This window comes from Dactylosporangium sp. NPDC051485, assembly GCF_040682015.1.
In the GTDB taxonomy this organism is placed as follows: Bacteria; Actinomycetota; Actinomycetes; order Mycobacteriales; family Micromonosporaceae; genus Dactylosporangium.
This window is the reverse complement of record NZ_JBFAZW010000015.1, coordinates 48,500-73,660: the sequence shown is the minus strand read 5'-3', so window position 1 is coordinate 73,660 and position 25,161 is coordinate 48,500. Positions and strand designations below refer to the sequence as shown.

The window sequence follows — 25,161 nt, the reverse complement described above, 5'->3', positions numbered from 1 at the left end:
TCTGCTGCACGTGGGCGAGCTGCCCGCCTCGATGGTGATTGACGGCCGGCGATCGGCCGACGGTGGCTCGCATCGGTTCGCGCCGATACTATCGGTGGGCTGCCTACTGAACGGATCGTCCATGTCCATTTGGGTCGCCCCGTGAGCGGTGCGGTGGTCGGGCAGGTCGCCGCGTGTGTGGCGGTGACCGCGATATCCGGTTGGCTGTTTCGGCTGGGCTCAGGGCTTCGGCCGGTTGCGGTTGCCGCCTGGGCGCCGCTGCTGCCGTTGCTCGTGCTGGCACCGAGAGTGCCGTGGTTTGCGGCGGTCGGCGTGGCTGGCGGTGCCTGGTTTCTTGGCCAGCTCGGGTTTTGGTCGTTCTACACCCGCGATGTGCACATGCCCCGTCTCCTGGTGGCGGTGCGGTTCGTCGGTGGTGGTGCGGGGGTGGCGTCCGTCGTGGCGCTGGCGAGGGCGCACCTCGTCGCCGGTCACCTGGGGCTGGCTGCGTTGGCCGTGCCCGTGGCGTGGGTGGCGCTGGAGTTCCTCGTGGCGCTTCGATCCCCGCATGGTGTGTCGTGGAGTGTGGCATATTCGCAGGCGGACGTTCCGGCCGTCACGCAGGTGGCCTCGCTGACCGGGTTGTGGGGCATCACAGCGTTGCTCGCGCTGCCGTCCAGCGTTGCCGCCGCGGTGACGGCGCCAGCGGGGACGGGCGGCGAACGGGTGGCGGTGCTCCTCGCCGCCGCGGCAATCGTTGCCGCCCTCACGGGGTACGCCGTCCGGCGCGGCCGACCGGCCGCGCCCGGAGCGCAGGTGCACGTCGGCCTGGCCGCAGTCGAGCAGTCCGATGGGCCGGTGCCGATCGACTCGCCGGAGGGCGCGGCGCTGGTGTCACGGTACGTCGAGAAGGTGCGTCTGCTCGCCGGTCGTGGGGCAGCTGTCATCGTGTTGCCCGAGGTGATCTTCGCCGTCGACGAAGCCCGGATGGTTGAGCAGCTGCAGCCGCTGGCCCGGGCGGCGGTCGACCTTGGCGTAGACGTCGTGGCGGGAGTGGCCCGCCTGAGCGAGACCGCGTCGGCGAATGTCGCGGTGCTCTTCAGCGCCGGCGGAGAACCGCCAGGCGTGTACCAGAAGCATCACTTGGTACCGGGGTTGGAGGCCGCCTACCGCCCGGGTCGCGACCTGCAGTACCTGCCCGGTGACCGGCGCCTGGGTGTGCTCATCTGCAAGGATCTCGACTTTCCCTCGCTGGTTCGCGCCTACCGGCGGGGCGGGGCGCAGATGCTGCTTGCTCCGGCGTGGGACTTCGTCCGTGACGGTTGGTTGCACAGCCGGATGGCGATCGTGCGAGGCGTGGAGTCGGGCGTCGCGGTGGCGCGGGTTGCCCGCAGTGGCCGAGCCACGGTCAGCGACGCGTTCGGCCGGATCGTCATCGAGGCCGACGCCACGCAGGGCGTGGCGGTCGATGCCAGGGTTTCGCTCGCCGCAGCCACGACCGTCTACAGCCGGCTCGGCGACTGGTTCGGTTGGTGCTGCGTGGCACTCACCGCCCTGATCGCGGCGGCGCCGATCTGACGCTGTCAAGCAGCGTCGTCAGGTCGAGTCCGCCGTTGCCGACCCCACGCTGCTCGATCGGTGGATGCCCGCCACGGCCTGACGCACCGGCCACCGCGTGCCGTCGATGGGGAGGACTCCACAGCGTCTCGCGCCGCGGGCCTACCACGGGTCGTAGCCCTGCGCTTCCTCCGTCACCTGCACGTACTCGTCCACCGTTGCCAGGCGGAACACGGCCGACGCCAGGGCGAAGATCCGCGGCGACACGGCACCGACCTCGGCGGCCAGGTCGCGCAGCAGGCTCGGGTGGCCGGACAGCTCGCGGGCCGGGGCGTCCTCGGCCAGCGCCACCGTCTCGGCCCGCAACGGGTCGACGACCGGCCCGGGGCGCGGCGCGTGCCGGGCGATCCGCAGCAGGCTGGTGAGCAGCACGAGGTGGCGGGTGCGGGTGCCCGGCTCGATCGGGCCGCCCCGGGCCCGCGCGGCCCGCTCCAGCGCGGCGAGGGGCTCGAGGAGGTCCCAGGCCTCGTCGAAGCGGCCGCCCCGCTCCAGGATCCGGGCCTGCTGCACGATCAGGTCGCGGACCCGGGCGTCGTCGCCGAGCGCCGAGGCCCGCCGCAGCTCCTGCTCGCACAGCCGCAGCGCGTCCGCCTTGTGCCCGAGGCGCTCCAGCGCCTCGATCTCCAGGTCGGGCAGCAGCGACCGGTCGTCGCCGCCCCGGCGCTCCGTGATCAGGGCCAGGGCCTCGTCGTACTGCCGTCGCTCGATCATCGCCGCGGCGGCGGGACGGGCCGTGCGCGCCCACTGCTCGTCGCCGGCCCGGGCGCGCACGGCGGGGTCCAGCCGCAGGCCCCTGATGCGGCCGGCGACGTACACCTGCGACTCCGGCGGCAGCTCGTCCAGCACCGCGGCCAGTTCGGCACCGGCCGGCTCGTCCCACCGCGCGTCCAGCTCGTGCGCGGGCCGCGCGAGCATGAGGCGGTGGTAGAGCTCCTCGCGCCGGGCGACCGGCTCCGGGCTGTGCTCGTAGTAGTCCACCGCCGCCTCGTGGATGGCCCGCGCGGCGGCCGGGCGGTCGCGGGCGATGGCCGGCAGCATGATGGCGCGCACGTCGGGGCGGTGCACGAGGGCGCCGTCGCCGTCGGGCGACGGCTCGCACAGGGTCGCCTCCCACTGCAGGGCGCGGAAGATCTGCGCCGCGTCCCCGGCGGTGAGCGGGGCCAGGCCGCAGGGCTCGGCCAGGACCGCCCGGATGACGTCGGGCGTGATGCGGCGCACGACCAGGCCGGGGTGGGCGACCGCGCGGGCGCGCCGGTCCCGGACGTGTTCGAGCAGCCTGGAGTACAGCTGGCCCTGGATGTCGCCCTCGCCGAGCGCGATGAGCCGGGTCGGGTCGGTCCCCGTGCGGCGCAGCACGTCGGCCGCCAGGTGCAGGCTGAGCGGGTTGCCCCGGGTCAGCCGGGCGATGCGCGCGAGCAGCTCGTCGTCGCCGGTGCCAGCGCCGAGCAGGTGCAGCAGCATGACGCTGTCCTCGGGGCTCAGGCCGGTCAGCGGCCACACCCGGGCGGCGTCGAAGCCCGAACGGGGGCGGGCGCGGCCGGCCGCCACCACGCGCAGGCCCGGCACCAGCGCCTGCAGCACGTCCAGGAAGGCCGACAGGTCGCGGGCCACGTACTCGTCGCGGCGGGCCAGTTCCTCGAGGGTGTCGAGCACGAGCAGGAGCCGCCGGCCGCCGAGGATCCGGCCGAGCCGGACCATCAGCTCCTCCGGCACCCGCTCGATGCGCTGGCTGCCGCGGGAGGCGATGTCGGTGTAGCCGTGGCGCCCGGCCGCCTCCTGCAGCCGCGCGCGCAGCCCGGCGACCTGGCCGGCCACCGGCAGTTGCAGGGCGACCTGGCGGGCCAGCTCGTCGAACAGCGACCAGGGCCCGCCGTGCAGCAGCCACGAGCGGTCGAGGCCGGCGTAGCAGACGAGGTGACCGGCGGCGATGCTCTGCTCGGCCAGCCGGGCGAGCACCGTCGACTTGCCGCTGCCGCCGACCCCCTCAACCACGAACGGCGGGGCCGGCTCGCCCCCGGCGTGGCGGGTCAGCGCCTCGATCAGCTCCGCGCGGCCCAGGAAGCCGGACGCGAGCAGGCGCCGCAGCGGGGCGAGCAGTTGCCGCCACTCCAGCAGCGACTGCACCTCGGCGGCGGCCGGCAGGGCCGGGTCCGGGCCGAACCAGCGCTGCAGCTGCAGCACCGCGGCGAGCTCCGCGGTGCCGGCGTCGTCCGGCAGGACCGGGGTGCCGCGCAGGTACCGCTCCATCAGCCGCTGCACCGGCTCGTCCGGCCGCCCGGACGTCTCCCCGAGGGCGGCCAGCAGCTCCTGCCTCGGCGTGCCGCGCAGCACCCGCAGCCGCTCGTCGTCGCGCAGGCGCCACCGCGGGGTGCCGCCGGCGTCGACGACCCGCTCGCAGGTGGCGGCCAGGAAGGCCGCGAGGCGCTCGCCGTCGTCGTGCGGGACGGGCCCGAGCCAGTCGACGTCGAACACCGACAGGACGGCGGCCCGGGTGAGCCATGGCTGCTCAGGCATCGGCGCTCACCCACCGGGTGGTCACGAGGCGTACCACGGACTCCTCCACGAGGGCCAGGTCGGGCGGCTGCGGGCCGGGCCCGAGGATCTCGGCGACGCAGGCGTCCAGCTCGGCGCCGGTGGTGTCGCGGCCCAGGTGGCCGGCGACGTCGGCGAGGAAGCGGCGCAGCACCGCGCCGTCGATGGCCGGGATCTCCTCGACGCGCACCGCGTGACGGCCGGGCAGGCCGAAGGGGTCCAGGCCCGTCACGACCAGGCGGGTGTGCGGCAGTTCGGCGTCCTCGACCCGCGCGATCAGGCCGCGGGCGAGGTCCCGGGCGCTCTGCTGGACGCCGGGGCGGTCGAGGCCGTCGAGGATGATCCAGCGGGTGGCGCCGTCGTCGGGGTATGCGCCGACGAGCCTGTCGAGGAACTTGCGGACCCAGGCGTCGTCCAGCTCGCCGCTCGGCGTGAGGTCCACGTCCAGGCCGAGCTTGGCCGCCAGGGACTCGGCGAACGCGGGGCCGGTGACCTCGCCGGTCCAGTAGTGCGTGGTCACGCGGGCGAACCGGTGGCCGGCCAGGCCGCCGGCCGAGCGCAGGTGCTCCAGCAGCAGCCAGGTGTGCGACTTGCCGGAGCGGGGCGGGCCGTGCACGACCAGCACCCAGTAGTCGGCCCGGGCCAGCTGGCGCAGGCTGGCGCGCAGCTCGTACCGGTCGATGACGGCGCGGACGGTCCGCGGGCCGACGAAGCACCACGCGAACGGGTCGGCGTGGCGGTACCAGCCGGCGCCGGGCGCCTGCTCGAGGCGCCGGTCCAGCTCCCGCCGGAACGCCGGCTTCAGCTCGCTCACCGCGTCGACGAGGGCGCCGAGGCGTCCCTGCTGGAAGGCGTCGGGCACGGCGTGGGTCCAGGCGAGCCACGCGGTGCCCAGCGGGTAGATGCCCGGGTTGAGCCCGGCCCGCTCCAGCGCCAGCGGCACCGCGTCGCCGTAGACCGTGCGGGCCAGCAGGTCGATGAGCAGCTCCGTGCGCGGGTGGCGCAGGTCGGCGTACACCAGGTCGTCAGGGCTGAACACGGCCCACCTTGATGCCGCGGGCGGACAGCCCGGCAAGGACGCGCTCGATGCGCCGGCCCTGGTTGCGGTACGAGATGCCGTACTCCTCGGCGGCACTCACCCAGCGGTGGTGCAGGCCGACCACCCGCCAGTGCCGGTCGAACACCGGGGCGCCCGACGAGCCGGCCTTGGTGTCCGTCCAGTACTGCACCACGTCGTCGTCGACGTGGCGGACCAGGTTGTGGCTCAGGCCGATCATCTTCGGGCCGCCGTCGGGGTGCTGGATGATGAACACGTAGTCGCCGGGCCGCGGCGGCTCGGCGCCGGTCAGGTCGAGCACCGCGGCGGAGGCGGGGGCGGGCGCGGCCAGCCGGACGACGGCCCAGTCGTGCTCGCGGTCGCCCTCGATGGTGTCCGGGGCGCAGGGCACGACCGTCAGCTGGCGGGAGACGCCGGCCGCGTCGAGCTCGTAGTCGAACCACGCCTCCACCGGCCCGGCCGGCCGGTCGCCCCGGCCCCAGTCGTGCAGCACGTGGTGGTTGGTGAGCAGCAGGTCCGGCCCGATCAGGCTGGCCGTGCCCTGCGCCGGGCCGCCCGCGAAGGTGGCGGTGACCCGGCACACCGACCGCGCCCGCTGCAGCCCGACCCCGAGGAACGCGATGCCAAGCAGCGTGTCGACGCCGTCGACGACCAGCCGCTCGTTCCCGGCGAACCCGACCCAGCCGGGCCCCTGCGGGTCGGACAGGCCGTCGGGCGCGCCGGTGCCCGGCTCGAGGACGGGCCGCGGGCCGACCAGCTCGTCGATGCGCCGGCCGAGCGGGGGCTGCCGCCGCCGTACCGCATCCAGCAGCTCGGCGACGAGGTCCTGGGCCCGCGCCTCGGACAGGACGCTGTACCACTGCTGGAACGCGCTGCCGGCGAAGTTGACGGTCGCCGGGTTCATCCCGGAGTCGAGCACCACCGCGAGCACGTCGCCGGGCTGGAACAACACCCGGGCGACGAGCGCGTGCAGCGCCCGCAGCGGCGGGCGGGAGAAGTCCAGCGGATACTCGTCCAGGACACCGCCCACGGGTTTCACGGCGTCCAGCCTCCCATCGTCCCGCGCCGGAAACCACCCCGCCGATCGGCGCTATTTCGCGGGCCGGGACCGGCCCGCACGTCCGCTGTCCATGGTGGACATCGCGAGCAGCGGGGCGCGGAGGCGGCGCATCCGTCTATCGTGTACCACGATGGCGCTGTATGAGCGGCTGCGCGACGCCCTGGGCGACCCCGACCCCGTGGTCCGGCTCGACGCGGCGCGGCGGGCCGGGGAGGCCGGGGACCAGCGGCTGGTCGACGCACTGCTGCGGGTGGCGTTGACCGACGGGGCCGGGGTGCGGGTGGCCGGGGGGCTCGGGGAGACCTTCGAGCGCGTCGGGGACGCGGCGGCGGTGGCGCTCGGGGAGATCCTGGCCCGGCTGGGCGGCATCGACGGGCGGGTCGCCGGGGAGGTGACGGACCCGGAGTACGACGACGACCGGGTGGCGACGCTGCTGTACTACCTCGGGCCCCGCTACGAGCCGCTGCGCCAGCGCCTCGAGGCCCATCCCGACCCGCGGGTGCGGCTGCGGGCGGCCCGGGCCGTGCTGTCCATCAACCGCACGGCGGCGTACGCGGCGAAGCTGCTGGCCGACCCCTCGCCGCTGCTGCGGCTGGAGGGGCTGCAGGTGCCGGCGGGCGTGCGCGACGACGACGTCTGCCTGCGGCTCATGGCAGGGGATCCGGCGCCGGAGGTACGGGCCGGGGCGGCCCTGCTGCTGCGGTTCGCCGCGGTCGGGGTCGAGCCGTTCGCCGCGGCGGTGCGGGGCGAGCGCGATCCGGGGGTGCGGGCGGCGCTGCTGGCCTGCCTGGCGCACCGGCGGCGGGACCCGGTGGCGGTCCGGGCCATCGTCGGGCTGCTCGGCGACGCCACCACCGCGGTGCGCAAGGCCGCGGCGGAGGCGCTGCGCGATGCCGCCGAGCCGGACGTCGTCGGGCCGGCGATCGGGCTGCGGGTGCTGGCCGAGCCCGACGAGGGCGTGCTGGCGGCGTTGCTGCGGTACCGGCCGCTGCTGCGGGAGGCGCCGCAGCTGCGCCCGGTCATCGAGCGGCTGCACCGCTACGCCAACTTCGACGGCGACCGGCACGCGCTGGGCGCGCTGCTGTCGGTGCCGCAGCGGGCCGCCGTCGCCGTGCGGCCCGGCGGCGACGCCTTCCTGCGCGAGGTGGCCCGCCAGGCCGCGGACGCCGCCCCGGCGCCCCAGCCGGGCATGGCCGAGATGGCGGAGGCGGTCGCCGCCCGCGACACGGAGCGGGCGATGACGGCCGGGGAGATGGTCGCCTACCGGGTGGCGCTGGAGGACCCGGCGCACGAGTACCCCGACCCGGTGCGCGGGCCGACGACCGCGGCCCGGCGGGCGCTGCTGCTCACGCGGGCCGCGCACACCCTCGCGGCGCGGCTGCTGGCTGCGGGCGTGCAGCCCCCGCCGGCGGCGCCGGTCGTGCGGCTGCTGCTGCCCGGGGAGGATCCGATCGAGGCGCTGCGCTCGGTGCTCGGCGTCGACGAGTGCCGGCGGGCCCGCAACGTGACGTGGCTGCGGCTGCTCATGCGGCCCGCGGACGAGACCTGGTACCTCGACCAGCTGCGCGCCGCCAGCCCGCAGGACCCGCCGTCGGAACTCGACGTGGCCGACTGGCACCTGGAACTCGCGGTCGCGGCCGCCGAGGGCCGACGCAGCAGGTAGTCACAGCCGGGTGGCGAGCTTGCGCAGGTGGGCGTCCACCTGCGCCGGGTCGTAGCCGCGGGCCACGACGAGCAGGTCCGGCTGCTGCAGCGCGGCGCGGGCCGCGGCCCGCGCCGACGGGTCGTCGCCGAGCAGGGCGTCGGCGGCCTGGCGCAGCAGGCGGTCGACCCGGCCGCGCTCGTAGCCGCGCAGCACGACCGCGAACCCGGGGCCGTCCCCGCGGCGCGCGATGCGGTTGTCGAGGCGGCCGCCGCCGTAGCGCTGCAGGGCCTCGGCGATCTGCTGCTGGGACTGCCTGACCTCGTCGAGCTTGAGCACGACCCGCTCGCCGGGCTCCAGCACGAGGTGCGGGCCGGAGGTGGCCGGCGGGGTCGGCTCGTCGAGCACGACCCGCTCGATCGCGGCCCAGGCGACGAGGGTGCCGTCGCGCAGGGTCACGCCGTCGGGGCCGATGGCGAAGCGGAACGGGCGCAGCTCGTCGCGGGCGAGGGCGGCGCCCAGGCCAAGGGCCAGGACGCCGCCCGCGAGGAAGATGACCGCGCCGAGGGAGCCGCGGGCGCCCCACGCGCACAGCAGGGCGACGACGCCGAAGGCGATGACGACAAGGGCGAGTCCGAGGGACCGCCGCCGGCGCTGCAGCTCCATGCGTCGTCACCTTAGCGGGGCCTACTCCGTGCGCAGGGCCCGGGCGGTGCTGGTGCGGGCCGCCCAGCCGGCCGGCAGCAGGGCGCCGGCCAGGGCGATGGCCAGGCCGCCGAGGGCGAGCGCGGCCAGCAGCGGCGGGTGGTACACGTCCAGGATGTGCGCCGGGAAGCGGGTGCCGGCGGCGTGGCCCATCCGGGGCAGGATCCAGTCGTGCACGGCGATCCCGGCCGGCACCCCGACCAGGCCGGCGAGCAGGCCGATCCCGGCGACCGAGGTGAGCACCATGGCCACGGTCTGCCGCGGGGCCATGCCGAGGGCCTTGAACACGCCGAGCTCGTGGACCCGCTCGCGGGTGTCGAGCACGACGGTGTTGAGCACGCCGAGGCCGGCGACGGCGACGAGCAGCAGGGTGAGCGTGCCGGCCAGGGAGTCCATGGCCACCACGGTGCCGCTGATCTCGCCGACGTTGACGTCGGCCTCGCCGCCCTCGTCCCGGACGAGGTTGTTCAGGGCGGCGGCGTAGGCGCCGAGATCGGTGCCGTCGGCCACGTCGATGTGGTAGGCGCCCTCGCCGCGGCTGGACTCCAGCCGCAGAGCGGCGACCGAGCCGGCGTCGGTGACGATCCGCTGACCGTTGGAGCTGAGGTCGAGGACCTCGCCGACGATGCGGACGGTGGCGGAGCGGCCGTCGTTGGTGATCGTGACCGTGTCGCCGATCTTCGCGCCGTCCCGGTCGAGGAAGGCGGTGGGGACGACGGCCTCGCCGGGGCCGGCGAACCAGCGGCCCGCGATGACCTCGTAGGTGCCCCAGCTTGCGTCGCCGGTGTAGGTGACGATTTCGGTGGTGCCGGTGAGGTTGGCGACGGTGGCGTCGAACTCGTTGCTCTGGAAGTACCGCACGGTCCCGGTCTGCGCCTTGATCGCCGCCTCGACCTTCGCCGCGTCCCAGTGGCCGGGCGGGCCGGAGTACACGATGACGTCCCCGGCGTCGCGCCGGTTCAGCGCGGTCTGCACGCCGCCGACGGACAGGGCCAGGCCGGCGCCGAAGGTGACGCCGAGCGTGCCGAGGGCGACTGCCGCGGCGACGGTGGCCGAGCGGCCGGGGCGAGTGAACGGGGTGCCCAGGCCGAGGCTCACCGGCCGGGGCAGCGGCAGCCGGCCGAGCAGCTGCCGGGCCCGCCGGCCGCGGCCGGGCAACGGGGTGCGGCCCACGGCGAGGGCGTCGATGGTGCGCAGCCGCCCGGCCCGCAGCGCCGGCCCGAACGCGGTGGCGGCGACGATGGCGAGGACGGCCAGCGGTACCGCCGCGGACACCCACCAGTCCAGGTGCGCCGTCCCGGTGCCGAAGGCCTCGCCCTCCTGCCGCAGCACCGGGAGCGCGGCCAGGTTGCCCAGCGCGATGCCGGGCACCGCGCCGGCGGTCGCCGGGACGAGGGCCTGCCGCACGTAGATCCGCACGACCTGGCCGGGCGTGTGGCCGAGGGCCTTGAGGATGCCGATGCGGCGGGTCGCGGAGCTGACCGATCCGCTCACCACGATGCCGATGATCAGCACCGACATTGCCAGGCCGAGCACGCCGAACGCGACGACGAACGGTGCGAAGGTGGCCGCCACCTTCTCCGCATCGGCCTTGACCAGCAGGTAGGAGGTGGCGCCCTGCAGGGCGCCCGGGGGCACGGCGGCGGCGATGGCGGCCCGGTCGGCGTCGATCGCGGCGTCGGTGCCGGCGGCGGAGAAGCGGTACAGCATCTGCAGCCCCGTCGGGTGCAGCGCCGCCACGGTGTCCGGCAACGCCCAGACCTGTGCGGTCCGGCCGATCGAACGGGCCGTGCCGACGATCTTCACGCGGGTGGCGCCGAAGTCGAACTCGTCGCCGACGCCGATCGGCGTCTTGTCCACCGCCCACACGATCTCGCCCGGGCCGGTCGGCCAGCGCCCGGCGACGAGCTCGAGCGCGTCCACGCCGCCGGTGCCGAGGTCCGGCCGGCCGACGACGGTGACGGGTGGCAGGTCGATCCCGGGCGGCAGCCCGAGGCCCTGCGCCTGGGTGACGGTGCGTGGGTGGACTGTCACGATCGGGAACGGTCCGGCGGTCGCGGTGACCCCGGCGGCGTGGGCGGTGGCGGCCAGCTGGCCCGGGGTCACCTTGGCCGGGTCGAACTGGGCGGCGAGGTGGGCGCCGTGCTGGCGGTCGAAGGCCCGGGCGAACGGGGCCGACGAGGCGACGAGCAGCCCGGCGGCCAGCACCGAGGCGGTGACCGTGAGCAGTGTGGTGAGGGCGATGACGACCCGCTTCACGCCGGCACCCCGCTGGCGGCGAGGCGACCGTCGACGAGGGAGATGGTGCGGGTCGCGCACGCCTCCGCGAGGGCCAGGTCGTGGGTGACCAGCAGCAGCGTCTGGCCGTCGCGGTTGAGCTCGGTGAGCAGCTTGCGCACCTCCTGGCCGGAGGCGGTGTCCAGGGCGCCGGTGGGCTCGTCGGCCAGCAGCAGCGGCGGGCGGTTCATCAGCGCCCGGGCCACCGCGACGCGTTGCCGCTCCCCGCCGGACAGCCGGCCCGGGAAGGCCTTCGCGTGCTTCGCGACGCCGAGGTACTCCAGCAGCTCCCCCGCCCGCTGCAGGGCCTTCGGCCGCGGCGTCCCGCACAGCTGGGCCGGCATCAGCACGTTGTCGAGCACGGTCAGGTCGTCGAGCAGGTTGAAGAACTGGAAGACCATGCCGATGCGGCGGCGGCGGTACTGGGCGGACGCCGCCTCCCCCAGCCGGTCCACCCGCACCCCGTCGACCGTCACCGTGCCGCTCGTCGGCCGGTCCAGCCCGGCCACCAGGTTGAGCAGCGTGGACTTGCCGCTGCCGGAGGGACCGAGCACGGCCAGGGCCTCCCCGGCCCCGACCCGCAGGGTCAGCCCGTCCAGGGCGGCGGTCCCGCCCTCGTATCGCTTCGTCACGTCGTCGAACTCGATCAGCATGCGGCGACGCTAGGCCCGCACACGCTGCGTGGTCGTCGCCCGCGCTGCCGGTTTCGGGCGGCCCCGTCATCACTGCGATGTACACACCGGTCGGGACGCGCGGGCGCCGGGCCGTCGGCGAGACTGGGCGGATGGAGGTGCGTGCCGCGACCGCGCGCGGCCGGCGGGCCGCGCTGGCCTGGCTGCGGGTGACGTCGCCGGCCCCGCCGCCGGTGACGGCGTGGGCGTGGGCGGCCGACGTCATCCTGGCGGTGCTGCTCACGATCGGCGCGGTCAACGGCGCCACGGAGCCCTACCTCCAGCCGGACCAGGCCGTGCACGTCCACATCGGCATCGGGGGCCACCCGATCGGCCTCCCTCCGGACGCGCCGGACGCGCCCGACTTCGTCTTCCCGCCGCCGCCCGGCGACGACGACCAGCCGGCCGGGTGGCTGCTGGTCGTGGCCGCCCTGACCGCGCTGCCCCTGGCGGCGCGCCGCCGCTACCCGCTCGCCTCGTTCCTGGTTATCGCGGTGTGCGCGTTCCGGGTGTACCGCATGGACGCCGACCCGACCTGGACGGTGGTGGCGTCGGTGCTCGCCGCCTACAGCGCGCCGGCGTACAGCCGCTACCGCAACCTGGCGCTGGCCTGCGTGGTCGTGGCCGGCGCGCTGGTGCTGGGCTCCAACAGCGACATCCTGCCGGGCCTGCCGTCGGGCCTGGCGATGTTCGTCGCCCTGTCGGCGGTCGGGCTGGGCGCCAACGCCATGCACACCTGGCGGCAGCGGGCCGCCACCCTCGAGCGGGAGCAGGCGGCGGCGACCCGGCTGGCGGTCGACCAGGAGCGGGCCCGGCTGGCCCGGGAGCTGCACGACGTGGTCACCCACAACGTGAGCGTGATGGTGGTGCAGGCCGGCGCGGCCCGCAAGGTGATGGACGCGGCGCCGGAGCTGGCCCGGGAGGCGCTGCTGGCGGTGGAGGCCGGCGGGCGGGCCGCGATGACCGAGCTGCGGCAGGTGATCGGGCTGCTCACCGTCGACGCCGACGGCGCCGACCTGGCCCCGCAGCCGGGCCTGGACCAGATCCCGGCCCTGGCCGGGCGGGTCCGGGAGACGGGGGTGCCGGTCACGCTGAGCGTGGAGGCCCCGGCGGTCTCCCCCGGCGCCGGGCTGGCCGCCTACCGGGTGGTGCAGGAGGCGCTCACGAACGCGGTGAAGCACGCCGCCGGGGCCCGGGTGCACGTCGGGGTGACGGCGGCGGGCGGGGTGCTGCGGGTCGAGGTCGTCGACGACGGCGGCGAGGCGTCGCCGGGCGCGAAGGGCAGCGGGCGCGGGCTCGCCGGGCTGCGGGAGCGGCTGGCGGTGTACGGTGGCACGCTCACCGCCGGGCCCCGGCCCACCGGCGGGTTCCGGGTGGTGGCCGAGATTCCCGTGCAGGAGGAGGGCGGTTGAGCGAGCGGCTGCGGGTCGTGATCGCCGACGACCAGGCGCTGGTGCGCACCGGGTTCCGGATGATCCTCACCGCCGACGGGCTCGAGGTGGTGGCCGAGGCCGCCAACGGGCTGGAGGCGGTGGAGGCGGCCCGGCGCACCCTGCCCGACGTGGTGCTCATGGACGTGCGGATGCCGGAGATGGACGGGCTGGAGGCGACCCGCCGCATCCTGTCTCCGGCCGCCGCCGACCCGCCGCGGGTGGTCATCCTGACGACGTTCGACCTCGACCGGTACGTCTACGCCGCCCTCTCCGCCGGGGCGAGCGGCTTCCTGCTCAAGGACGTGAGCCCCGAGCAGCTGGTGGCGGCCGTGCGGCTGGTCCGGGCCGGGGACGCGCTGCTGGCCCCGGCGATCACCCGGCGGCTCATCGAGCGCTACGCGGTCCGCGACGAGCGCGCCGCCACCCTGCACCGGGACCTGTCCACGCTCACGCCGCGCGAGCTCGAGGTGCTGGCGCTGCTGGCCCGCGGGCTGTCCAACGCCGAGCTGGCCGAGCGCCTGCACCTGAGCGACGCGACGGTGAAGACGCACGTGGCCCGGATCCTGTCGAAGCTGCGGCTGCGGGACCGGGCCCAGGCGATCGTGGTCGCCTACGAGACCGGGCTGGTCACGCCGGGCTCGGCGGGCGGCTGAGGCCTCAGCGGGCGGACAGCTGCACGAAGTCGAGGTCGCCGGCGTAGTAGTCGCAGCCCACCTTCACCTGGTCGCAGGCGGTCTTGCCGCCGATCGACAGCGGCCACGCGTTGGCGATGTAGCCGGTGCGCCCGGCCCGCCGCGCCTCCGTCGTGCCGTCCACGGTCAGCACCACGCCGGGCGAGCCGCCGGACTCGACGCGCTCGCAGCGCACGGTGTGCCAGGCGCCGTCGTTGAGCCGGCTGCGCGAGGAGACGATGATCGACCCGCGGGCGCCGCGGAAGAGGCACTGCACGATGCCGTTGGGGATCTGCAGCTTGAAGTTGCCGCCGTCGACGGTCGCCTGGCCCTTCTGCACGATGTTGCCGAAGCGGTACTGCGTGCGCAGCCGGATCGTCACCGCGTAGTCCCGCCCGCCGGGGTTGAGGTCGCCCGCGCTCGGCACGGTCGCCAGGTGCCGCGGGTGCGTCGGCGGGGTGTCCGGGTCGAGGCGGGTGAACCGGTAGCCGGTCGCGCCGCCGCCGGAGACGCCGGTGATCACCTCGCTGCCGATGGTGCCGTTGAGCCCGTGCCCGGAGCTGTCGAGCATCGTGCGCGCCGCCGGCCCCTCGTTCAGGTCGTAGCGGGCGATGAGGTGCCCGTCGCCGGGCTCGGCCGTGGCGCCGGCCCCGGTGGCGGTGCCCGCGAGGGTCGCGGCGGTGGTGAGGAGTACGGCGGCCATGTGCCGCGACCGTGTGCGCATGCCGTCATCCTAAATGCCCGAATCTTGGGCAATTGTCGACTTTCCCGCAGATGCCGAACCGTTATTTCGCCGGACCTCCTGGCATGATTCGGGCATGGACGCGTCTGCACACCGGGTCGCGCTGGACCGCGGCGAGGTGTCCCTCTCCTGCCTCGTCGCAGGAGCCGGCGGTGGCAGGGCGGTGCTGCTGCACGGCCTGGCCGGCGACGCCGGGGAGCTGCGCCCGACCGCCGAGGCGCTGGCCCGCAGCCACCGGGTGGCGGTGCCGGACCAGCGGGGCCACGGCCGCAGCACGAGGCGCCCGGCCGACGTGTCCCGCCGCGCGTACGCCGCCGACGTCGCCGCCGTGATCGAGCGGCTCTGCGGCGGCCGCCCGGCCGTGCTGGTCGGGCAGTCGATGGGCGGGCACACGGCAATGCTGACGGCGGCGTGGTACCCCCACCTCGTCCGCGGCCTCGTGATGCTGGAGGCCGGCGTCGGCGGCACGGCGCCCGGCGACGAGGACTACCCGGCCCGGCTCGGCGCCTGGTTCGCGGCGTGGCCGGTGCCCTTCGCCGACCGGGCGGCGGCGGTGCGGTACCTCGGCGCGAACCCCCTGGCCGAGGCCTGGGCGGACGCGATGGAGGCGCACGAGGACGGCCTGCGCCCGCGCTTCGACGCCGACGTCATGCGGGCCGCGATCGAGCCGGTGGCGGCGCGGGCCCGCTGGGAGGAGTGGGCCGCCGTGACCGCCCCGACGCTGCTGGTCCGCGGCGAGCACGGCAAGATCCCGGCGGCCGAGGACGCGAGGATGCGCGCCGAACGGCCGGACGCCGCCTACGCCGTCATCCCGGGCGCCGGCCACGACGCCCACCTCGACGCCCCGGATGCCTGGCTGGCCGTCCTGCGCGACTTTCTGGACTCGATCGACTGACCGCGATGTGCTATCAACATCGCCGTGTCAATCAATCACGGGGATGACCACGAGGACGAGCCGCCGGCGCCGCGGCCGTCCAACCGGATCCTGATCGTGTCGTGCGCCCTCGCCGCGGCGATCCTGGCCGCGGCGATCTTCATCGTGCTGGACCGCCGCGGGACCGGCGGGAGCGAGGCGGAGCCGGCCGCGGCCGGCGCGCCGAGCCCGAAGCCGCCACCGGGACCGCCGACGGGCGACGACATCGGGCTGCCGTCGGGCCCCGTGACCGTCGTGCTGGACGGCGAGACCGTCACGCTGCAGCCCGGCCAGATCGGCGCGTTGTCGCTGCCGGTGTCCCTCACCGACTGGGCCGCCCGGCTCCCCCGGCCCGTCACGCTGGCGACCGCGGGCACCACCCGCCACGGCGAGGTCCACCTCGACAAGGCGCTCGCCGTGGTCGAGGTGACCATGGACCACGGCGATGCGATGTTCAAGGTGGACTGCCAGGTCCGCGGCGACAACGACGGCACGCTGCCGCAGCCGGCCCTGGACTTCCTCAAGGCCTGCACGACCGCCACGCTCGCCGCCGGCGAGCCGATCGAGGCTCCCACCGCGCACTGGCTCGCCGACCGCCTGCGCCCGGTCGCCGACCGGCAGGCGCCGGTGAGCTGGAGCTGCGGCTGGCTGCAGGCCCGGCTGATCCTGGACCGCAGCACCGCCGACCTGGAGCTGCAGGCGGCGTTCCCCGGCCCTCCCGCCGACTGCAAGGAGGTCGGCTGGTGAGCCGCTCATCGGTCTACGTCGCGCTGGAGCGCCGCGTGTGACGACACTCTCCGGGCCGCTGCGCGCCTGGGTGGAGGCCGCCGCCGGGTCGCGGGTCGCCGGGGTCCGGGCCCTCACCGGCGGGTACAGCAACGACAACGCGGTCCTCACCTTCGCCGGCGGCGCCGAGCTCGTGCTGCGCCGCTACCTGCGCGCCAACGCCTGCGCGGTCGAGGCGGCCCTGGCCGCCCGGCTGGCCGGGGTCGTGCCGGTCCCCGAGGTGGTGGCGGCGGACCCGACGGGCGAGGCGGCCGGCGAGCCCGCGATGCTGTCCGCGTTCGCGCCGGGCCGCCCGGCCGGCGAGGTCCTCGACGGGCTGAGGGGGCCGGACGCGGCCGAGCTGGGCGGGTCGATCGGCGCCGCCCTGGCCGCCGTGGGCACGGTGACGTTCGCCGCGCCCGGGTTCTTCGGCGACGGCGCGCTGGCGCCCGGCCCGGAGGGTGCCGAGCCGGCCGCCGGCCTCGACGCGTGGGTGGCCCGCTGCCTCGAGCACGGCAACGCCGAGGGCCACCTCACCGGGGACGAGCGCCGGGAGCTGCAGCGGCTGGCCGACGAGGCCACCCCGCAGCTCGCGGTGCTGCACGGCGCCCGGCGGCTCGTGCACGGCGACTTCAACCCGAAGAACCTCCTGGCCGAGCGCCGCGGCGGCCGGTGGGCGGTCGCCGCGGTGCTCGACTGGGAGTTCGCGTTCAGCAGCACCCCGCTCTTCGACGTGGGCAACCTGCTGCGCGACCCGCGCCCGGCCGGGTTCGAGGCGGCGTTCCTGGCCGGGTTCCGCGCCGGCGGCGGCGAGCTCCCGCCGCAGTGGCGCCGCCTGGCCGGGGCGCTGGACCTGTACTCCCTCGCCGACCTGCTGACCCGGCCGGCCGGGCACCGCTACTTCGCGAGGGCGATCGAGCGGATCCGGGCGAGGATGTCCAGCTGAGCCGGGTCGTCGGCGTAGCAGTACAGGACGACCTCGTCGGCGCCGAGCGCCCGGTAGGCCTCGATCGCCCCGGCGATGCGCTCCGGATCGCTCAGCGGCGCGCCCCAGCCGGGCCGCCCGGTGAACGCGTAGTAGTCCGCGACGGCCCGGCGGGCCCGCTCGACGGTGGCGGCCGGCCCGGCGGCCACGTTGACCTGGCAGACGAGGCGCGGCTTGCCGGCCCGCCCGGCCGCGTCCCACTCCCGCCGCACGGCGTCGAGCAGCCCGCCGGCCCACTGCGGCGGCGCGGCGCAGATGAAGCCGTCGCCGTGGCGGGCCACCCGGCGCAGCGCAGCCGGGGCGAACCCGCCGAGCAGGACGGCCGGACCGGTGGGCGTCAGCGGACGGGGGCCGATGTTCGTGCCGCGGTACGCCCCGCCGCCCCAGATCCGGCGCAGCGCGACGATCTGCTCGTCGAGCGCCCGCCCCCGCCCGCCGGTCGGGGTGCCGGCGGCGGCGTGGTCGTCGTCGCGCCCGCCGATGCCGAGCCCGAGCACGAACCGCCCGCCGGCCATCCGGTCGAGCGTGGCGGTCTGCTTGGCCAGCAGCGCGGTGCCCCGCAGCGGCCCGAGCAGCACCTCGGTCTGCAGCCGGATGCGCCGGGTCGCGCCGGCCAGGACGGCGAGCGCGGCGAGGGGTTCGGGATTGTCGTAGGCGAGCCGGTCGAGCAGCGCGAGGGTCGAGAAGCCGTGCGCCTCGGCGGCGCGGGCCCAGTCGGTCAGCCGCTCGGGCGCGCTGATGGGCAGGCCGATGCCGATGTCCATGGGTGGTTCCTCCGTGAGGTGGGCAGCAACAACTAAGCCGCCCCCTCCTCCCCGCGCCTCGGCGAGGTCCCCGGCCCATCTGCGACGTGGTTCCCGGCCCGGGAATTCGGAATTCCCCGCCACTATAGCGCCTGTGTCTGAACCGTCCGGGCAGGTTGTGCTCCAGCGTGTAGGTCAGGGTCGGATGCAGTCGCGGCGGATCAGTGCATCGACCGGTGCTCGCGGGTTGTGACCATCAACTGTCGCCAGCAACGTCGATGAACGCTCGCAGTCTTCGGCGTGCTGCCACGCCTCCGAGGAACCAGGCTGCCTTCTGGGCCGCGGCGATGAACAGCCGCTGGCGGGGATCACTCCGAGGTACGGCGCGCGTTCGGCTCAGCCTTCGATGAGCGCCGCGATCCGGCGGGCGGTGGCGCGGTCCTGCACCAGCTCGCCGAGCACGTCGCGTAGTGCCTCGCCGGTCTCGTCGCCGGCTTCGAGCGCGACCTGCAGGCGCGTGAGCGCGAGGGTGCGTTGCGCAGCAGGATGCCGCTCCGACTGGTAGGCATCGAGCAGGGTCTGCGGCGCTGCGCCGCGCAGCACCGCGGTGAGGGTCTTGCCGAGGGCGACGGCGTCGAGCAGGCCGGCGTTGATGGCCGAGCCGCCGGCACTGAAGATGTGCGCGGCGTCGCCGGCGAGGAAGACCCGGCCTTCGCGGTACCGCTGCGCGTGCCGGCTGTTCGCGACGACGCTCCGCGCGGCATAGGCCGTCGTGTACGGGAGATCGGTACCCAGGACGCGGCGCAGGCTCGCCCGCAGTTCGTCGTCGCTGAGCTCGTCATCCGGCTCGCTGTCACCACGTGGTTCGTGCGTGCTGACGATGTACACGTCATCCGGGGCGGAGCGGTCGAGCGCGTCGGCAGGGGCAATGGTGATCGACCCGTGTCCGGTCCGGTTGGGCCGGAAGGGCACGAGCTGGCCGATACCACGCAGCTCGATGCGATCGCCGACCCGGGCCACAGCGTCCGCCGGGATGGTGACCCGCGCCAGCCGGGAGATGTTGGCGCTCGTGACGCCGGGGAAGCCGATGCCGAGGCTCTTGCGTACAAAGCTCCGTGCGCCGTCGCAACCTACGAGGTACCGGGCGCGCAGCTCGACGGGCGAGCCTTCGGCGACGGCCTGGACGGTCACACCGTTGCCGTCCTGCTCGAACCCGGTAACCTCGCGCCCGCGCAAGACCGTGACGCCGAGGCGCACGGCGCGCTCCGCCAGCAGGCATTCCAGCCGGTACTGTGGCACTGGGAGCACGTGTAGTGGACCGCGCAGCAAGCCGAGTTCGAGGGTAAGCGGGCCGAAGCGAAACCGCGGTGGCCGTACCACCCGCAGCCCCGTGCCCCGCAGGAGCTTGCGCCGCCGCAACTCCAGGACGGCCCGGCCGACAACGCCGTTGCCTTTTGGGATCTGGACCGGCCCGGCGGTGCGGTCGAGAACGACCGCGCGGACGCCTGCGGCGGCAAGGTCTCCGGCGAGCAGCAGGCCCGTTGGCCCCGCGCCGACAACGAGCACGTCAAGGACGGATGCGTCGGTCTGGGTCAACATGGTTGTCAACCTAACTTGACGTACGGCGCCGCGTCAACCTACGTTGACGGAAGAAGGTGACGACGCTGCGGGCCGTGCGCCGTGAGCGGACTCCGGCCACCTACCCGACCCTCGCCCGGCGGGCCGGCGTCTCGCGCACCTTCCGCTACCAGAACACCGAAGCCAAGAACCTGATGACCGGCAACTCCGCCGCCTGCGACGCCACCTGCGGATCGTCGTCGGCCAGGCAGCGACGGTACGCGTCCGCGTGTCTGGCAGCGGCCCACGTTGCACGGCACCTCCGGGTCGGCGGAAGAGGTCGGCGACATGGTGATGTTGTTGAGCGGCCGGTCGTAGAGCCCGTCGGCGCCGACTGGCACGAAGGCCGCCTGGGCCTGGCGATCATCGTTCCCACGACGGAGGAGTGGATCGCGGGCGCCCGCCCGCTGATGAGCAGGCTGAGTTCGATCCCGCTCTCCTCGCCCAGCGAGGTGGGTCGCACGGCCGTCAGCTCCGCGTCCCGCCAGGTCCGCTGCCCGGTTCCGCCCCCGGCGAAGACCACAGAGGACAGCAGCGTCCGCGCCGGCCCTGCGGCCCGGCCGGCACGGCGACGGTCGTTGACGCGCCCAGATCGATCCCGAGCCGATGCGTCACCGGGAAACCCTACGGTCGCCGTACCGCCCCGGACCTCCCCCGGGCATCCCGGCGCGGGCATCCCCGAGGCCGGCAACGCGTCGGTGGGTAGCGGGCCCGGCGGCCGGGCCCGCTACCGTGCGCGCTACTTGAGGTGCGGCTTGACCTGCGAGGTGTAGATGCCCTCGAGGGTGGACTTGAGCTTGGTCATCTCGGCCTGGACGTCGCCGTTCTTGGTCAGGATGGTGGCGCAGGCGTTGGCCATCTCCTGGTCGGCGCCCGGCAGGAACACCCGGGCCCAGTCCTGGTTGCGGGTGACCGCGAGCTGGTCGATGGCGACCTGGGCCTGCGGGGTCTTGGACGTGATCGCCGAGACGTCGGCCGACTTGCGCACCGGCATGTATCCGGTGGCCTGCGCGAACCTCAGCGTGTTCTCGGGCGAGGTCAGGAACTTGATGAAGGTGGCCGCGGCGACCTGGTTCTCCGGCTTGATCTTCTTCGGGATGCCGACGCCGGCGCCGCCCGTGGGGCAGACCGGGGAGGCCGACTTCGGGCCGCCCGGCAGGAAGCCGGCGCCGACGTCGAACTTGGCGACCTTGAGGATGCCGACCAGGCTGCCCGTCGAGCCGACGGTCGCGCTGACCGCGCCGGCGGAGAGGTCCTGGGTGGAGTCCTTGCCGGCCACGCCCGACCACTTGCCCTTGTACACGGCGTCGGCGAGGAACTGCAGGCCGGCCACCGCCTCGGGCTTGTCGCAGGTGATGTCGAAGCTCTCCTTGGCCGACCAGCCGCCGCCCTGGCCCCACAGGTTGTTCTGGAAGCTCCAGCCCGCGTAGCCCGCGAGCGCCGGGAGCTGGAACGCGTGCTGCAGGCCCGGGGTGGCCGACTGCAGCTTCGGCGCCCACTCGGCGAACTCGTCCCAGGTCTTCGGGGCCCGGTCGGGCAGGCCGGCGGCCGCCCAGTGCGCCTTGTTCCAGTAGAACAGCGGGGTGGAGCGGGCCCACGGCACGGCCCAGGTCGAGTTGTTGTACTTGTAGTCGCTCAGCAGCTGCTCGCGGTAGTCGCTGGTGTCCCAGTTGAGGGCCTTGAACAGCCCGTCGAGCGGGATGATCGAGTCCTGCAGGAAGTAGCGGAACCACCACACGTCCGAGAGCACGACGAGGTCGGGCAGCGTGCCGCCGGCCTGCGCGGCCTGGAACTTCTGCGCGATGTCCTCGTAGTTCGAGCCGGCCGACACCAGCTGGACCTTGATGTCCGACTGGCTCTTGTGGAACTCGTCGATGATCTCCTGGGTCACCTGCTGCGACGAGCCGGGGTTGGACGACCAGAAGGTGATGTTGCTCGCCGGCTTGACGCCGGAGAAGTCGAGCTCGGGCTTGGCGGACGAGGCGGGCTCGTTCGACGTCGAGGGGCCGCCGCCGCACGCGGCCAGGGCGGCGGCGGACAGGCCGCCGGCGGCGAGGCCGAGGAAACGGCGCCGGTTGAACTCGGCGGGCTGGGACAAGGACACGTTGTACCTCCAGGTCGATCGGCTGATCACCCCTTGACAGCACCTTGCGTCAAGCCGGTGACGATGTAGCGCTGCAGCGCGGCAAACACCACGAGTACGGGCAGCAGCACCATGACGGTGCCGGCCATGACGATGCCGTAGGAGGCGGCCGCGCTCTCGCTGTTCTGCAGCAGCGTCAGGCCGACCGGCAGCGTCATCATGTGCGGGTCCGAGACGATCACCAGGGGCCAGAGGTAGTCGTTCCACTCGAACACGATGTTGACCAGCGCGACGGTGGCGATGCTGGGCGCGGCCATCGGCACGACCATGCGCCACAGCCGCCGCCAGTGCCCGGCCCCGTCGGTCTCGGCCGCCTCGAGCACGTCGGCGGGCAGCGTCAGGAACGCCTGGCGCAGCAGGAAGGTGCCGAAGCCGCTGCCCAGCCCGGGCAGGATGATGCCCCAGTAGGTGTCCTGCCCGCCGAGGCTGCTGATGAAGGTGAAGTTGGGCACGACGCTCACCTGCGGCGGCACCATCAGCGTCGCGAGCACCGCCCAGAACACGAAGCGCTTGCCCGGGAAACGCACGAACACCAGCGCGTAGGCGGTGACGACGGCCAGCAGCACCTTGAGCCCGGCCCCGATGACGGTGACGATCGCCGAGTTGAGGAACAGCCGGCCGAACGGCACGACGCCGGCTGCCGTGCTGTAGTTCTGCGGGTGCCACGGGTCGGGCAGGATGACGAGCTTCTGGGTGACGACGTCGGCCGGCGTCTTGAACGACGACAGCACCAGGTACGCCAGCGGGAGGATCACCACGAGAATGGACAGCACGATCGGCAGGTAGCCGGTGGCCAGCGTGGCGACCAGGTTACGCCGCGAGAGCGGCCGGGTGTCCACAGTGCTCATCCGCGCGCTCACCGGTAGTGCACCCGCCGCTCGAGGACGATCAGCTGTACCAGGGTCAGCACCACCAGCAGCACGAACAGCACCGTGGAGAGCATCGCCGAGTAGCCGGCCTGGTTGTAGCCGCCGAACGCGCGCAGGTAGGCGTCGTAGATGAGCGTCGTGGTGCCGCGGCCGAGCGGCGTCATCACCCGGATCAGGTCGAAGGCCTGCAGCGAGTTGAGCAGGCTGGTGACCATGAGGAAGAACGTGGTCGGCGACAGCAGCGGGAACACGACCTTGAAGAACTTGCGCCACGCCCCGGCCCCGTCGATCGCGGCGGCCTCGAGCACGTCGGAGGAGATCGACTGCAGCCCGGCCAGGTAGATCACGGCGGCGTAGCCGAGGTTCTTCCAGACGTACACGATGACGACCATGACGAGGCTGAGCGTCTCGTCGTTGAACCACTCGGGGCTGCGCAGGCCGACGGCGCGCAGGACCGCGCCGAGCGCGCCGACCGTGGGGTCGAAGATGTACTGCCAGGCCAGCCCGACCCCGACGCCGGAGAGCACGAACGGCGAGAAGACCGTCGCCTGGGCCAGCCCCGCGCCGCGCACCTTCCGGTTGAGCCCGAGCGCCACCAGCAGGCCCAGCCCCATGGACAGCACGACCGTGGCGACGGTGAACAGGGCCGTGGTGAGGAAGACGTCGCCGGCCTGCGACGAGGAGAAGAAGTGGACGTAGTTGTCGAAGCCGACCGCCCGCGCCGTGTCCGACCCCAGCGTCCAGTCCAGCGTGGAGTAGTACACGTTGAGGATCAGGGGCCGATAGGTGAACAACACGATCAGCGCGAGGTTGGGCGCGGCCAGCGCCACGAACACCAATGCCTCACGCCAGCCCCGCCGGCGCCGAGCCCGTCGCACCCTGGCGTGGCCGTCGGCGGCGACGGGCTCAGGCGGCGACGGCTCGGCCGCGGTCCGCCCGAGCCCAACAGTCATGATCGGCAGCTAACGCGGGCCAGCTGTACGGACCGCGAGCGCTCGGTGAACGCCCCGCATCGGCGCATGTACGGCAAATGGAAGTGTCGACCCGATTTGGGTTACCTGGGGCGGTACATCCGGGACGCTGCCGGTCCCGTCCAGCCGAAGGGGCCGGCGGGCAGGCCGAGGTTGCGGGTGAGCTCGGTGCTGAGCCGCCCGACCGGCAGCTGCTCGGCGGCGACGAACAGGTCGATGGCCTGCCGGTAGGCGCGGCGGGCGGCTGGTCGTCGTCGAGGTGCAGCAGAAAGCCCAGGCGGAACGGCCGGCCCGGTCGCTGCTAGGCCGTCATTGCTGGCGGGTCTCCCGGGAGGGCGGCCATCTCCTCGGCGTAGCGCCGCAGCGGGCCGGCGGGCGCGGCGGCGGCGTAGCGCGCGAACTGCTCCTGGCACTCGCGCCGCCGGTACCCGCCGGCCGCTCCGCGACCTGCAGCACGGTCTTGCCGACCGTCTCGCCGGCGTCGAGGCGCTCCGCGTACCCACCGGAGTCGGGCAGGTAGGTTTGCGCGCGCCGCCGCGGCAGTCCGCGCCCGTGGACAGGCGGCGGCCGGCGTCACTTCCGCAGCCCGGACAGTGCGTCCGACCACGCGATGACCTGGTCCAGGGTGGTACGCAGCGCCTCGAACTGGTGCTCGCCGGGCGTGAGCGTGGTGAAGCCCTCGAAGTCGGTATAGAACGACAGCGCCACCTGTGAACGGACCGTGGCCAGCTGCACCTCGGCCGCGATCAGCCGCAGGTGCTCGACCGCGCGGGCCGCGCCGACCACGCCGTAGCCGACGAACCCGGCCGCCTTGTTGTTCCATTCGGCGTAGAGATAGTCGATGGCGTTCTTCAGCACGCCGGTGGTCGAGTGGTTGTACTCCGGAGTGACGAACACGAACCCGTCGAACGCCGCGATGCGCCGCGACCACGCCCTGGTGTGCTCGTTGGCGTAGCTGCCGGCCGAGGCGGGAACGGGCTCGTCGAGGTGCGGCAGCGGATGGTCGGCGAGGTCGACGATCTCGAAGTCGGCGTCGGTGCGTCCGGCCGCCTCCGCGTAGACCCAGTCGGCGACCTGCCGGCTGTAGCGGCCGGGGCGGACACTGCCGACGATGACGGCGATCCTGGTCATGAGGTGGTACTCCTGTCGGTGTGGTGCGGCGACGAGCTGTGCGTGTATGGACGAGCGCTACCGTGGCAGCTACGCCGCCCGGCCGGAACCAGGCACCATTTCCCGCGTCGGGCACCTCAAGGTGCGTCTTGGAAGGGAGCTGCGATGACGACGCCGGACTCCGTGGCAATGCCGTCCACATGCCGGGACGATGAGCTGCGGCAGCTGATGCGCGGGCTGCTGAGCACGATCGGCGACAAGTGGACCCTCGCCGTGGTCGCGGCCCTGGTCGACGGCGAGCTCCGCTTCAGCGAGGTGCAGCGCCGGGTCGCCGGCATCTCGCACCGCATGCTCACGAAGACGCTGCGCGACCTGGAGCGCGACGGCCTGGTCGGGCGCCGGGTGCACGCCGAGGTGCCGCCCCGCGTCGAGTACACCCTGACGCCGCTCGGACACACGCTGCTCGCCCCGGTCGACGGTCTGGCCCGGTGGGTCGAGGAGTACGGCCACACGGTCCTGCGCAACCGCGGCGACCGGCCGTGACGCGCCATCGCCCGCGGCCGCGCGGTCGGCGTCCCCGAACACCAGCTCGACTGGAAGGACTGAGCACCCGCCGGCGCGCCGGCCCGCCACGCCGGTGGCGGCCACCCTCTAACACC

Annotated in this window: 21 protein-coding genes; 8 read left to right on the top strand and 13 right to left on the bottom strand. The window is 74.5% G+C overall.

What is annotated here, in order from left to right:
- The first annotated feature begins 141 nt into the window (after window positions 1-141).
- Entirely contained in the window at window positions 142-1,557 is a 1,416-nt protein-coding gene (locus AB0M46_RS11235) for a nitrilase-related carbon-nitrogen hydrolase (RefSeq protein ID WP_363334824.1), read from the top strand.
- Between the two features lie 141 nt (window positions 1,558-1,698).
- Here AB0M46_RS11235 and AB0M46_RS11230 read toward each other — a convergent pair whose 3' ends face one another.
- Genes AB0M46_RS11230 through AB0M46_RS11220 form a run of 3 tightly spaced genes read right to left on the bottom strand, consistent with a single transcriptional unit; the run spans window position 1,699 to window position 6,224 of the window.
- Window positions 1,699-4,110: an AAA family ATPase gene (locus AB0M46_RS11230; RefSeq protein WP_363334822.1), complete on the bottom strand. Its 2,412-nt coding sequence runs from the start codon at window positions 4,108-4,110 to the stop codon at window positions 1,699-1,701.
- Window positions 4,103-5,167, bottom strand: a complete 1,065-nt coding sequence (locus AB0M46_RS11225; protein ID WP_363334820.1) for a hypothetical protein — start codon at window positions 5,165-5,167, stop codon at window positions 4,103-4,105. Before AB0M46_RS11225 ends, AB0M46_RS11230 begins: the two co-directional genes overlap by 8 nt.
- Entirely contained in the window at window positions 5,154-6,224 is a 1,071-nt protein-coding gene (locus tag AB0M46_RS11220; RefSeq protein WP_363334818.1) for a serine protease, read from the bottom strand. The genes AB0M46_RS11225 and AB0M46_RS11220 overlap by 14 nt, the downstream gene beginning before the upstream one ends.
- Window positions 6,225-6,375: 151 nt before the next feature.
- Here AB0M46_RS11220 and AB0M46_RS11215 point away from each other — a divergent pair, with 151 nt between their 5' ends.
- Window positions 6,376-7,908: a hypothetical protein gene (locus AB0M46_RS11215; RefSeq protein ID WP_363334816.1), complete on the top strand. Its 1,533-nt coding sequence runs from the start codon at window positions 6,376-6,378 to the stop codon at window positions 7,906-7,908.
- Here AB0M46_RS11215 and AB0M46_RS11210 read toward each other — a convergent pair whose 3' ends face one another.
- Genes AB0M46_RS11210 through AB0M46_RS11200 form a run of 3 tightly spaced genes read right to left on the bottom strand, consistent with a single transcriptional unit; the run spans window position 7,909 to window position 11,522 of the window.
- Complete coding sequence (locus AB0M46_RS11210) at window positions 7,909-8,553, bottom strand: hypothetical protein (RefSeq protein ID WP_363334814.1); 645 nt, start codon at window positions 8,551-8,553, stop codon at window positions 7,909-7,911.
- Between the two features lie 21 nt (window positions 8,554-8,574).
- Entirely contained in the window at window positions 8,575-10,851 is a 2,277-nt protein-coding gene (locus AB0M46_RS11205) for an FtsX-like permease family protein (protein WP_363334812.1), read from the bottom strand.
- A complete protein-coding gene (locus AB0M46_RS11200) occupies window positions 10,848-11,522 on the bottom strand; it encodes an ABC transporter ATP-binding protein (protein WP_363334810.1) in 675 nt (224 codons plus the stop codon). Before AB0M46_RS11200 ends, AB0M46_RS11205 begins: the two co-directional genes overlap by 4 nt.
- A gap of 131 nt (window positions 11,523-11,653) precedes the next feature.
- On the opposite strand from AB0M46_RS11200, the gene AB0M46_RS11195 reads away from it, so the two are divergent.
- Window positions 11,654-12,952 (top strand): sensor histidine kinase, encoded by a 1,299-nt coding sequence (locus tag AB0M46_RS11195; RefSeq protein WP_363334808.1) that lies wholly within the window; start codon window positions 11,654-11,656, stop codon window positions 12,950-12,952.
- Entirely contained in the window at window positions 12,949-13,626 is a 678-nt protein-coding gene (locus AB0M46_RS11190) for a response regulator transcription factor (protein WP_363334806.1), read from the top strand. The genes AB0M46_RS11195 and AB0M46_RS11190 overlap by 4 nt, the downstream gene beginning before the upstream one ends.
- A 4-nt stretch (window positions 13,627-13,630) precedes the next feature.
- Here the strand turns inward: AB0M46_RS11190 and AB0M46_RS11185 are convergent, their stop codons facing one another.
- On the bottom strand, window positions 13,631-14,368 hold the full coding sequence (locus AB0M46_RS11185) for a LamG domain-containing protein (RefSeq protein WP_363334804.1): 738 nt from the start codon (window positions 14,366-14,368) through the stop codon (window positions 13,631-13,633).
- A 94-nt stretch (window positions 14,369-14,462) separates the two neighbouring features.
- On the opposite strand from AB0M46_RS11185, the gene AB0M46_RS11180 reads away from it, so the two are divergent.
- Genes AB0M46_RS11180 through AB0M46_RS11170 form a run of 3 tightly spaced genes read left to right on the top strand, consistent with a single transcriptional unit; the run spans window position 14,463 to window position 17,010 of the window.
- Window positions 14,463-15,281, top strand: coding sequence for an alpha/beta hydrolase (locus AB0M46_RS11180; protein WP_363334802.1), 819 nt, complete (start codon window positions 14,463-14,465; stop codon window positions 15,279-15,281).
- A gap of 24 nt (window positions 15,282-15,305) precedes the next feature.
- Entirely contained in the window at window positions 15,306-16,046 is a 741-nt protein-coding gene (locus AB0M46_RS11175) for a hypothetical protein (RefSeq protein WP_363334800.1), read from the top strand.
- A 37-nt stretch (window positions 16,047-16,083) separates the two neighbouring features.
- On the top strand, window positions 16,084-17,010 hold the full coding sequence (locus AB0M46_RS11170; RefSeq protein WP_363334798.1) for a phosphotransferase: 927 nt from the start codon (window positions 16,084-16,086) through the stop codon (window positions 17,008-17,010).
- Here the strand turns inward: AB0M46_RS11170 and AB0M46_RS11165 are convergent.
- From AB0M46_RS11165 to AB0M46_RS11140, 6 genes are all read right to left on the bottom strand, one after another.
- Complete coding sequence (locus AB0M46_RS11165) at window positions 16,962-17,813, bottom strand: LLM class flavin-dependent oxidoreductase (RefSeq protein WP_363334796.1); 852 nt, start codon at window positions 17,811-17,813, stop codon at window positions 16,962-16,964. The two genes, AB0M46_RS11170 and AB0M46_RS11165, sit on opposite strands and share 49 nt — an antisense overlap.
- A gap of 375 nt (window positions 17,814-18,188) precedes the next feature.
- A complete protein-coding gene (locus AB0M46_RS11160; protein ID WP_363334794.1) occupies window positions 18,189-19,391 on the bottom strand; it encodes an FAD-dependent monooxygenase in 1,203 nt (400 codons plus the stop codon).
- 757 nt (window positions 19,392-20,148) lie between these two features.
- On the bottom strand, window positions 20,149-21,513 hold the full coding sequence (locus AB0M46_RS11155) for an ABC transporter substrate-binding protein (protein WP_363334792.1): 1,365 nt from the start codon (window positions 21,511-21,513) through the stop codon (window positions 20,149-20,151).
- A gap of 26 nt (window positions 21,514-21,539) precedes the next feature.
- Entirely contained in the window at window positions 21,540-22,400 is an 861-nt protein-coding gene (locus tag AB0M46_RS11150) for a carbohydrate ABC transporter permease (RefSeq protein ID WP_363334790.1), read from the bottom strand.
- A gap of 8 nt (window positions 22,401-22,408) precedes the next feature.
- Complete coding sequence (locus AB0M46_RS11145) at window positions 22,409-23,374, bottom strand: sugar ABC transporter permease (protein ID WP_363334788.1); 966 nt, start codon at window positions 23,372-23,374, stop codon at window positions 22,409-22,411.
- 591 nt (window positions 23,375-23,965) lie between these two features.
- Window positions 23,966-24,523, bottom strand: a complete 558-nt coding sequence (locus tag AB0M46_RS11140) for an NAD(P)H-dependent oxidoreductase (protein WP_363334786.1) — start codon at window positions 24,521-24,523, stop codon at window positions 23,966-23,968.
- Between the two features lie 144 nt (window positions 24,524-24,667).
- Here AB0M46_RS11140 and AB0M46_RS11135 point away from each other — a divergent pair, with 144 nt between their 5' ends.
- Entirely contained in the window at window positions 24,668-25,045 is a 378-nt protein-coding gene (locus AB0M46_RS11135; protein ID WP_363334784.1) for a helix-turn-helix domain-containing protein, read from the top strand.
- Window positions 25,046-25,161: the final 116 nt, after the last annotated feature.